This is a genomic window from Shewanella sp. HN-41, from assembly GCF_000217915.1.
GTDB lineage: Bacteria > Pseudomonadota > Gammaproteobacteria > Enterobacterales > Shewanellaceae > Shewanella.
The window spans coordinates 91,392-102,145 of record NZ_AFOZ01000002.1 but is presented as its reverse complement, the minus strand read 5'-3'; the positions used below and the strand labels follow the sequence as shown (position 1 = coordinate 102,145).

At 49.2% G+C, this 10,754-nt stretch carries 6 protein-coding genes; all 6 read right to left on the bottom strand.

The features are described from left to right. The coding region (locus SOHN41_RS00580; RefSeq protein ID WP_037457713.1) for a DUF4347 domain-containing protein at positions 1-7,520 on the bottom strand (7,520 nt) is incomplete at its 3' end. Positions 7,521-7,547: 27 nt separating this feature from the next. Beyond that, entirely contained in the window at positions 7,548-8,393 is an 846-nt protein-coding gene (locus tag SOHN41_RS00575; protein WP_007644250.1) for a sulfotransferase family protein, read from the bottom strand. 72 nt (positions 8,394-8,465) lie between these two features. Further along, the gene (locus SOHN41_RS00570; protein ID WP_007644249.1) at positions 8,466-9,002 is read right to left on the bottom strand and encodes a phage tail protein; all 537 of its coding nucleotides are present in this window, start codon (positions 9,000-9,002) and stop codon (positions 8,466-8,468) included. An 11-nt stretch (positions 9,003-9,013) separates the two neighbouring features. After that, complete coding sequence (locus SOHN41_RS00565) at positions 9,014-9,544, bottom strand: phage tail protein (protein WP_007644247.1); 531 nt, start codon at positions 9,542-9,544, stop codon at positions 9,014-9,016. Positions 9,545-9,556: 12 nt separating this feature from the next. Further along, positions 9,557-10,078: a phage tail protein gene (locus SOHN41_RS00560; RefSeq protein WP_007644245.1), complete on the bottom strand. Its 522-nt coding sequence runs from the start codon at positions 10,076-10,078 to the stop codon at positions 9,557-9,559. Between the two features lie 83 nt (positions 10,079-10,161). Beyond that, positions 10,162-10,653 (bottom strand): GNAT family N-acetyltransferase, encoded by a 492-nt coding sequence (locus SOHN41_RS00555; RefSeq protein WP_007644243.1) that lies wholly within the window; start codon positions 10,651-10,653, stop codon positions 10,162-10,164. Positions 10,654-10,754 lie beyond the last annotated feature (101 nt).

The window sequence follows — 10,754 nt, the reverse complement described above, 5'->3', positions numbered from 1 at the left end:
CTCACTGTGATGCTAAAGCTTTGCTCGGCCGTTAAGCCATCCGTGTCCGTCACTCGCAGTATCACTGCATGCGCACCCACATCGACGTTACTTGGTGTACCACTTAAGACTCCACTCGCCGCATTGAAGCTTAACCAATTCGGTTTAGTCACCGCGCTTAAGGTCAACACATCACCCACATCGCTGTCACTCGCCACAAAGCTGTAGCTGTATGCCGCATCTTGGATGGCGGCGGTTAAGGCAGTTGAGCTAATCGTCGGCGCATCGTTAACGTTGCTCACTGTGATATTGAAAGCGGGTAGACTCGCACTAAGCACTCCGTCACTCACACTGATCACTATTGCCGTCGTTACCCCAACATCAGCATTCGTTGGTGTACCGCTTAGTTCCCCTGTTGTTGTATTAAAGCTTGCCCACGAAGGTCGATTTGTAATGTCAAAGACTAAGCTATTACCGTCCGCGTCTGCGGCGGTGGGCATAAAGTTATAGAGCATACCTTGAGCCACACTGGTCGCAGGAGTCCCTAAAATAGTGGGAGCACTATTCACCACAACATTGAAAGTCCGCGAGCTAGTATTACCTGCAACGTCTTCGAACGTCAGGGTGATAGTACTGGTCCCCGAACCTAGTGCAGTCACAGCCACACTTCTGTCGACATCGCTTCCTGCCAATACAACATCCGCAAGTGGAACCACAGTGGTATCAGAACTCGCTGGCGTCACCAAGATATCCGTCGCAGCAGTTACATCATCGGCAATAGTAAAGGCGAGCGTAGATGTGCTCTCGCCAGGTTGAATGTTTTGATGATCAATTGCTGAGGAAGTGGGCGCACTCGTATCAATGGTCACAGAGAGGGCGCTCGATGCGACACTGCTATTTCCTGCAATATCAGTGGCAACAGCTGTGATGCTATGGGTTCCAGAGTTCATGCTCGTCGCGTTGACACTCCAGTGACCACTCCCATCCGCATTGACTGTGCCAAGCACACCATCAAGATGGCTGCTAATAACAACACTGGCGCCAACCTCTGCAGTGCCCATCAACACGAGCGTCGTATTCTTGGTGATGTCATCCGCTGAACTCACCCCTGAATCACTTGCCGCATCGAGATCCGGCGCAGACGGTGCCACAGGTATCGTTGAGTCTTGAGTGATAGTGGGAACATTCTGAGGCGTGGAAACATTACTCGCTGCATCGCTGGCGATCACGACAAAATTATTATCACTGTCCGTCGATAATCCGGCGCTCAGGGTCCAAGCACCCACCACCACAATAGTGTCATCCAACACGGTCGCATTATCGGCAACGCCATCATTGTTCACATCGGCATAGAGGCTGATTGTCACTCCCTCTTCAGCGTGCGTACCGCTGATCAATGTCGTTGCCTGATTGGTACTGATGGCGCCAGCAGGCGTAGTAACCACAGGATCGACCGGGGCTGTCGTATCGACAATCACATTGACACTGTTCCACTGGCCGTAACTTAAGTCGGCATCGTTGCTGCCCGCATCTCGCATAGTGTCGCCATTAAGCGCTATGCCATTGGCATTGACAATTAAACCACTCGCCCCCGTATTATCACCCGCTTGGACCGTATATCGATAGGTCAGCACACCGCTGGTAGCTGATACGAATACCGCTTGGCGAGCCACACCATCGATATCGAGCGACAGCGTAGAAAGTGTGCCAGAAACCGCCACATCCTCGGTCAGTGTGAGAGTAATATCGATAACGCTGCCGACGCCATAGTGCCCATCGTTAACATTAACTACATTCACCACTGGAATTGCAGCATCCTTCGATATGGTATCGGTCACTGCGGGGCTAGAAACATTACCCGCCGCATCGGTCAAGGTCAGGCTCACAGTCAGAGTACCATCCCCTAAGCCACTCACATCTATATTGGTGATCTGCTGGGATACACTCGCCACCGCAATATTGCCTGTGACAGGTGTGCCTGAACTGCCGGTAATAGTGTAATTTGCGGTGGTTCCCACCTCGGCACTCGCTAAGGTCAGGCTAATTGCACTTTGATTTGCCTGGGTAACCGATGCCTGGTCAAAACTGACTCCCGCAACAGTTGGAGCATCCGTATCAACCGAGTGCGCAGTGCCTGCACTATAGGTTCCGAGTGCATTACCCGCATCATCGACTATATCACTCGCGGTGTGACCCACCTTCAGACTACCCGTACCCGATATGCCATTAACAGTGACGGCGACACCCGTTCCAGAGCTAGCAGAAACGCTCGAAATAGTGCCAGATGCTGTGCCCGTGCTCGCCAGAGCAAAATCATCCGTCGTCAGACTATTCACTGATTCGCTAAAGGCGAGATTAAATATCACGCTGGCATCCGCGGCCGCGCCCCCCCCTGCGGGAGCTGAGCTAGTTATCGAGGGAATTTGTGTATCGAGCGTAAGCACGAGTGCCGTCGACACCGCACCTGTATTGCCCGAAGCATCGGTTGCAGTAGCCGTGATGTTATGCGCCGAATTACTGGTTAATAGCGGCGTGGTAAACGACCAATTTCCAGCACCATCTGCCGTTGTTGTACCCAATGCGCCATCGACGCTGCTCGAGAGCGTCACAGTGCTATTCGCCTCGGCGCTACCTGTGAGTGTCGGAGTGGTATCACTGGTTAAATTATCTGTGCTGCTGATCCCAGAATCGGAAGCCGTGGCAAGATCGAGCCCCGAAGGAGCTAAAGGTGCATCGCGATCGGCAGTATGGCTTGCACCACCAGTATAAGCTGCGGTATAGCCATTGGTTCCATTACCGTTACCGGAAGCATCTTGGATATTGGAATTCGCCTTGACATCGAGTCTCAGGCTACCAGTGCCGCTCACAGTATTCACAGTCACATCAACACTGTTTCCGGATGCCGCAGAAACGCTGGCAATACTGCCACTTGCCGAGCCTGTTGCCGTGAGTACAAAATCATCGGTAGATAGATTGCTCGCTACCTCATCAAAACTCACAGTAAATACTAGACTAGCCGCATTCGCTGCGGGCGATCCCGTCACGATAATCCCAGAAACAACGGGCGGTGTAACATCGGCAACGGTAAAGTTCCAATCGGTTTTATTGCTAATCCCAGCGTAAAGGTTACCCGCCAAGTCGGTAATAGCCCCATTGGCGATTTGAATGTAATAACTGGTATTTTCAACTAGGTTAGCGGCTGGATTAATAGTCAACACATCAGCCGTTATCGTTAACTGTCCCGCAGGTGAACCCACATCAATCGTCGCTACGGCCACATCGTCGGTGTTGTAAATAACGATATTACCGCTACCGAGTTGAATATTTTCATTCATGGTCAGCACAAAATTGGCACCGACTGTCACCCCAATATCACCATCTAGGGGGTTAAAACTCTGTACTGTTGGTGTAGCTGTATCCACGAGAATGGCGGTAGTTGAGCCAACCGAGTTCAGCGTAAGCACTAAATTATTACCCGCGCCGTCAAGCAGGGCTCCTCCGTTGGCATCAATGCTAGATGCCAAGCCAATACCATCGGTATCGTTATCACCAACCTGCACTGTGTAATTAAAGACTAAATTTGCAGTTCCAGAGCCACTGATATATGGGGCATAACGGGTTGTTCCACCAATAGTCAAGACGATACGCGGTATACCACCGCCCGTATTAACAGTCACATTCTCAGTGCCGCTCACCGTAAAACTCAAGGTTTCTCCAACCACATAAGTATCATCAGCAGGGACAGCAACGCTACTCACAGTAGGCGCTATCGCATCCACTAATATGGCCGAGGTACTACCGACTGCATTTAAGGCTGAGTTCAAGCTATTACCGGAGCTCTCTTTTAAGCTTCCACCATTAGTTTCTATCGCCCCTGCGATCACTATTCCATCGGTATCGAGATCGCCACTTTGCACTGTATAGCGGAAAGTCAATGCGCTGCTGCCAGTACCGGAAATGTAACTGGCATATACAGTGGATGCACCGAGCGTCAATGCAATACTCGGCGTGCCACCAACAGTACTTACAGTAATAGCCTCACTGGTATTGACGGTAAAATCGAGGAATTGCCCTGTAATATACGTGGCATTGGCCGGAACGCTGACACTGGTTACGGTTGGCACCACACTATCCACAACGGCATTGCTGCTATCGGCCTGGGTTTTGGTATTACCTGCATTATCCGTCGCCGTGACTGACACATTACGATTGTTGGTATTAATAGCACCCACGACTAGGGTATAAGTCGCCGTCCAAGTACCGCTGTTATTGGTTGCCGCGACAGCACCACCACCAAACTGACTGAAGTCAGCCGTCACAGCACTGATGGTATCGCTGTTATTGTCACCGATAGCGCTATTGTCCCAGCTGGCAGTGACTGTATCACCAGCAATATAAGCGCCAGCAGTACCAGTACCGCCGGAAATGCCGATATAAACATCGGACACAATTGGTGCAACGTTATCCACTGTTGCGTTGCTGGTGTCTGCGGCTGTTGTACTGTTACCCGCATTGTCTATCGCAGTTAGGCTGATATTGCGGTTTGTGGCATCAAGAACGCCTGAGGTAACAATGTAGGTTGCAGTCCAAGTACCGCTACTATTGCTCGCCGCCACCGCAGCACCGCCACCAAATGCAGAAAAGTCCACCGTAGCACTGCTAATCATATCCGTGTTGTTATCGCCACCCACGGTATTATTCCAACTGGCGGTTACTGTATCGCCAATTTTATAGGCACCTGCGGTACCAGTTGCACCACTGATACTGAGATGACTATCCGTGACGACTGGCGCAATGTTATCCACAACGGCATTGGTAGTGTCAGCAGTAGTAGTGTCCCCTTGGGCATTGGTTGCGGTCACGCTGACATTACGGCTGGACGCATCAATCGCACCTGAGGTGATAGTATAAGTTGCCGTCCAGGTTCCACTGCTATCCGTTGCCGCCACTGCGGCGCCACCACCAAATTGCGAGAAATCGACAGTCACCCCAGTGATATCGGCATTATTATTGCCGCCAGCGGTATTGTTCCAAGTCGCGGTAACTGTATCGCCAATTTTATAAGTCCCACCAGTACCACTAGCACCTGAAATACTAATATTCCCATCGGTCACTGTCGGTGTGGTCGACGCCGTTAATTGACTGCTATCGGCCGTGGTTAAACCACCGGAAGATGCACGCAAATTGAAGGTTTCACTACCCGCGCCAGCGTTGGTGTAGGTAATTTGCATACCCGTAAAAGTAGATGCACCATTGCTGGGAGTAATAGACACTGTGGCGCCATTACCATCGGTATCGCCCGTCGCCGCTATCGTCGCACTGCCCGCACCGTTAACTTCAGCCAAGGTAATGCCAGTCGTGTAACCCGTGTCCACAATGCTGTTTGCATCGCGTGCCGACACAATTGGCACAGTAGAGAAAGCCGTGTTCTGACCGCTAATAACGCTAGTAGGTGCAGGTTGGGTATCGAATACCAATTGAGTAGCGACTACATCTGAGGTTACAGAATTAGCATCAACAGTCGGTAAATTTGAACCAACACCATCTTGGTCATTCGCGGTCAGGGTGAATGCTTGTTGATCGGCGGTGGCGGTATACGTCAGGTTGGTAAATGTCGCCACACCAGCGACAGCCGCCTGAGTATTGTTGGTTAAGCTGCCCGCACTGGCCTCGGTCAAGGTAAGATTTTCAGCGAAGTCCACATCGGTATTACCGAATGCATCACGCGCCCTAACTACTGGCTGGGTAGTTAATGCTGCGCCGGAAACAGAACCCGCTGGCTGGGTGGTGAAGACTAGTTGGCTAGCCACAACGTCAATAGTTGTGCCACTGCCATTGGTAACTGGTGAGGTTGCGCCCATCTGCGTACCAGCACTACCAACCGTGAGGTTGCTATCGCCATCCACACTCAAAATAATAGTGCGATCTTCTGTGAGCGTCGTATTGTCGTTGTAGTAGGCATTCACCGTGTAGGTTTCATTGCCGCCGTTAGCAACGGAAATACTCAGGCCAGAGAAGGTAATAGTATCTGTACCAGCGTTATAAGTGCCGGTCACATTGCTGGCATCCGGCCCGTTCAGGCGCCAAGTAATTTTGCCACGCTCGGCATCGGTACTGGTACCACTAACATTGACAACAATTTGCGATACTGTTGTTGCTAAACTGTCAGAAGTTCCACCATCGGTGATGGTGAAGTCAAAAACACCCACAGCTTCACCGACCGTATCAATGGTGGTGGCAAGACCTATAGGCTCAGTAACACCGCCTGCGGCGGTGAGGGTGGCGTCTGAGTCTGCAGGAGGAGTATCAATTGCATTCATGACTGTGAAGCTACGAAACTCAAAGTTCTCCGGCCCATCATTTGCAGCAACACAAGCACTAGCGCAATCAAAAAATAATTTGAACCCTTTTAGTTTAACACCAGAAAAATTCCCTAACTGCCCAGCTCCAAAGGTGAAGGTTTGAGCACCTGCACTTCCGTTAACGGTAGAGGAGGTAACCGTTCCACCACTCTGCAAGTAACCTATAATACGCAGATTCGTAAATTCACTAGAGTAGCCAGCGTACTCGGCTCCTGTTAATCCAGTTAGCTCAAATGCAGTGGTATTGGTACCATCAGCGCGCAAATAAAAATAATGATTAGTGGTAGTCGCACCACCATGCATGTAAGCAAAATTGCCAATGCCACTACCTAGATTTTGAGCGACGCCATCACCACTCTTAGCTGCTAATGTGAAATGGGTAGTGCTGGGCTGTGTGAGCAGTTTAGTTACCTGTCCATTCCAACCTACAAAACCATAAGTGTTATTTGCAGCTGGCGTCAGCACACCCGAAAAATCTGCTAGGGCTTTTTCTGAAAACGCCAAGGTCGATTCAATATTTCCGCGCTTAACTTCCAAATCCCAGTCACCCTGTAATTCAGAATTACCGGTTAAATTATTGGAGGCAGCAACATCCAAACCGGTGTTATTGCTGATGATATCCAGCAGCGCTTCACCGGTTTCATTCGCGGCTAAATCGCAGCCGTAAAATAACAGATCCCCACCTTCACGCACCGCGCCTTTTAGCGCGGCAAACGCATGAACTTCTTGCTGGATTGTTTCCGGTGTGATGCGTGAATTACCGAGCAAAATAGCACCCGCTTGTGCGTGGGAAACCACATGAATAGCCGCGAGATTTTTGTGTCCATCAAGTGCATTAATTAATTGCGGTAATCCTGCGACAGAAGAATCTAACTCCACCAATTGCACGCCCGGTTTAAGCCCGCGACGCAATACCGATTTATCTGCCTCGGTCACGGCACCATCGACAATCACAAGCTCACGCACCGGATGTGCACTCTGGATATCCAGTTGATCGCCAGATAAATCAACTAGATCCTTTGGTAGAGAGGTGTTTGAACGCAATAATAGTTCGGTCGATGCACTTATCGATGCACTCAAGTAGGATCGCTGATAACTCGGCGCCGCGATTGCACCAGCACCATAGAGTCCGAGTGGTAATAACAGCGAGGAAAGCCCACTAAGCAGTGTGTGTCTCATGATAAGTGATTCCCTTCATTTGTTGCATTAGGTGCTACAGGTTTTCTTACTTGCCATATTTTTACTTGCAATAATATTGGCGGCTGTACCTGTCTGGTCTTGCCAAAAGTCCATTTCTTGATATTTCATAAATAAGTCAGGCGGTAAAATACTGCGCCGACTTTTGTATTCCACTTTCTGTTTAACGCGATGCAAACCTTTAACGCCGAGATTGTGGTCAAACTCATTTTCAGCATAGTCGACATGATTAAAATCATGCTCAAACAAAGGCTCATCAATAAAGCGATAGATTAATTCCAATGTACGTGCTGGATGCTGAGTAAGCAGATCGTAATCCACTAATAACAAGCGATCAGAAAACTCGCCGTAATAGGCTTCCTTTAGCGCCGTCCATGCACTTCCAACCGCACCACCAGCATTGATTAATGAGTCGCAGCGGCTATAAACCGTCTGACGCGAAGCCGCGTTAAACATGCGGCTATAGTCAAATGGGTTTTTACGGTAAATCACCTCAAAACTATCCATAATCCAAGCCGGATTACGCACACAGCAAATCACCTTAAAATCATCAACCAACTCTACCAATTGGTGTAAACGGGCAGTCCAGTGACGGTTGGTGTCAAAAATCACCGGATGGCTTTTATCTTGGTAATAAGCATCTATTAATGCCCGACAAATGACCTTACGTTTATGTTCATCGAAAAATGAATAGGACTCACTACCCGCCCCCATTTGTTCGAGGGCGCCATTCACTAACCCAGCCACAGGGCTACTCATGGCCGCATGAAAGTGTGGGTTTTGCCTCAATATACCTGCGAGCAGTGTCGAGCCTGCACGCGGTAAACCTGAAATAAAATGTAATTTTGGGGGCATCAATGTGGCTTACTAATTAAAAAATATTTATTAAAAAACTTCCCGACAAAAATGCCGGAGATCATTCACCAATTAATTGCGCGCCGGAAATACACCATAAAGGGCAATACAATAATTCAATGCCAGAAATGGCTGACGGTTTTCATGGGGCTGACCATCACCGCTTATACCTAAAGTCGGTGGTGCCATAGCAGTATTTAACGTACCGGGTGCTGCCTGCATATAGTTGACTATGCCACCACTACGTCCATCCTTCGCCAGATAAGTATTCGCTGCGGGAGAAGACAAAGAGCCCAGATTATTCAAACCGGTCAGCGTGTGATTGTGTGCAGGCATTTCAGTGGAGATCAGCGTCACGCCATTATCGCCAAACTGTTCACCCCAATCCCAGGTTCTCAGTCCGGGCCCCTGACCTACGCCCGTAACGACCTGCCCCTGCAAATTAGGCAATTGGAACGTGGTTGTACCATTGCCGCCGTAGGTTGTACCAATAATCGAAAATAGTGCGGTATTGCTTGCGATTGACAATATCTGGCCATTACACAGCGCCCAATTCCGGGGAGCGAAGCTGAATGGCAACAAACGGATTTCACCAATAAATGGATCCATAATTTCGCTCCTTAATTACGCGATGGGAAAATGCCTTCAACACACATGATGTAATTTATCGCTGTGGTAGGCATGATGTTATTGTGTGGTTGTGTTCCCCCGGAGGCTTGCACACTGAGTGCATTCATAACTTGGGGATCGGCACCGGTCGTCGGCAAAGGTGTATAAATATTATCGGTATTACTGTGAGCAAAGACATTACCCGCAGGGCTGGATGATGTGGAGGAACTTGCTGTGCTCGCCGAAAAACTATGGCTGTGTGAAGGTATTTGCGGCGTTAACAAGGTCACAGATTCAACACCCAATTGCTGGCCAATAATGCGAGAAGTAAGGCCAGGGCCATTTCCCTGCCCAACCGGCAGCCGGCCGCGTAAATCAGGCATCTGGAAAGTAGTGACTCCATCACCACCGTATGTCGTTCCAATCAGTGCGAAAAGCGTAGTCTGCTCGCTAATACTCAATAGCTGACCAGCGCACAACATCCAGCCTCTAGGTGCAAAGTTACCCGCAAATAAACGGATATCACCCATATAAGCATCCATAGTGATTCTCCTCTAGTTACGTGAAGGGTAAATGCCTTGAGTGGCAATGCAATAATTCATCACCAGTGAAGGCTGGCAATTCTGATGGGGTTGGTTACCGCCGGTACTGGATACCGTTGCAGGATCCAAAGCTTGTAAACTTGCAGCAGGCCCATACAAATTGACAGCACCTGCGGCGTTCTTGGCGGCGGCAATATTATTGCCGGCAAACAACGTGGTATCGCCCGCCGTAGAACTGGCCATCACCAAGTGATTGTGTGCAGGAAGGTTGTTGGGTACTAGGGTTACATTTTCTGCACCCGCCTTGCTACCCTGTGGCAAACCCGCAGCAACATTCGGGTGAACCGGTACGCGACCACGTAAATCAGGCAACGCAAAGGTATTTACACCGTCGCCACCGTAGGTCGTACCCAATAATGAAAAAAGCGCTTGATTGGTATTGATTGGCAATAATTGCCCGGCACACAAAACCCAATATTTAGGTGCCCATTCGTAGGGGAGAAGCTTAATTTCTCCAAGAAAATTATCAGACATCCATGACTCCTTAATAAAAGCACACCTGTCCAAACATCATCAGGTTGATTACACACGCTTTCCTCTCCCCGAAACAACGCTACCTATGGTGATGGCCACGATAGCCATTCTTGAGTAGGTGATATTTCAAAAGGTAAGAAACCCAAGCGAAGATATAACTGTTTCGCACGCATATTTTGTCGATCAACGCTTAGGCTCACACTCGCCTCTTTTGCTTGGGCATAGGCTTTTACCGAACCCAAAATGACGGAACCATAACCATAGCCACGAAATTGCGGCGCTATGACAAAGTCGACGATATGGACACCATTAGCAGATGGATTAAGTGTGATTTTGCCAATAGGAATTGATTGATATTCAATGATTAGAGTCACAGCTTGGGGATGTTGGGCAGCATAACCCGCTTGCTGTAAGCGGTATTGTTGCTGCACTAACAGCTCTCGTTGCTGTGGGGAAAGCGGTAATAGAGACAGTTCCGTCCTTGCAGAACAAAATAGTGCAAATACAAAAGCATCGTCATTTTTATACGCGTAACGCAATGAATAGGCTTTAGGTAATACTATGTCTTCTACCATCAAATACATTCCCTGTAATAATTAACTCTGACAGCGCTGTATAGTTCATTAATTCGCCGTGGCAGCTCGGGGTTAACGAGCAAAACTCGACAAATCGAATG

Bases quoted from the DNA above. Each gene is read 5' to 3' on its own strand.
- SOHN41_RS00560 (WP_007644245.1), bottom strand. From the start codon at position 10,078: ATGTCTGATAATTTTCTTGGAGAAATTAAGCTTCTCCCCTACGAATGG.
- SOHN41_RS00570 (WP_007644249.1), bottom strand. From the start codon at position 9,002: ATGGATCCATTTATTGGTGAAATCCGTTTGTTGCCATTCAGCTTCGCT.
- SOHN41_RS00555 (WP_007644243.1), bottom strand. From the start codon at position 10,653: ATGGTAGAAGACATAGTATTACCTAAAGCCTATTCATTGCGTTACGCG.
- SOHN41_RS00575 (WP_007644250.1), bottom strand. From the start codon at position 8,393: ATGCCCCCAAAATTACATTTTATTTCAGGTTTACCGCGTGCAGGCTCG.
- SOHN41_RS00565 (WP_007644247.1), bottom strand. From the start codon at position 9,544: ATGGATGCTTATATGGGTGATATCCGTTTATTTGCGGGTAACTTTGCA.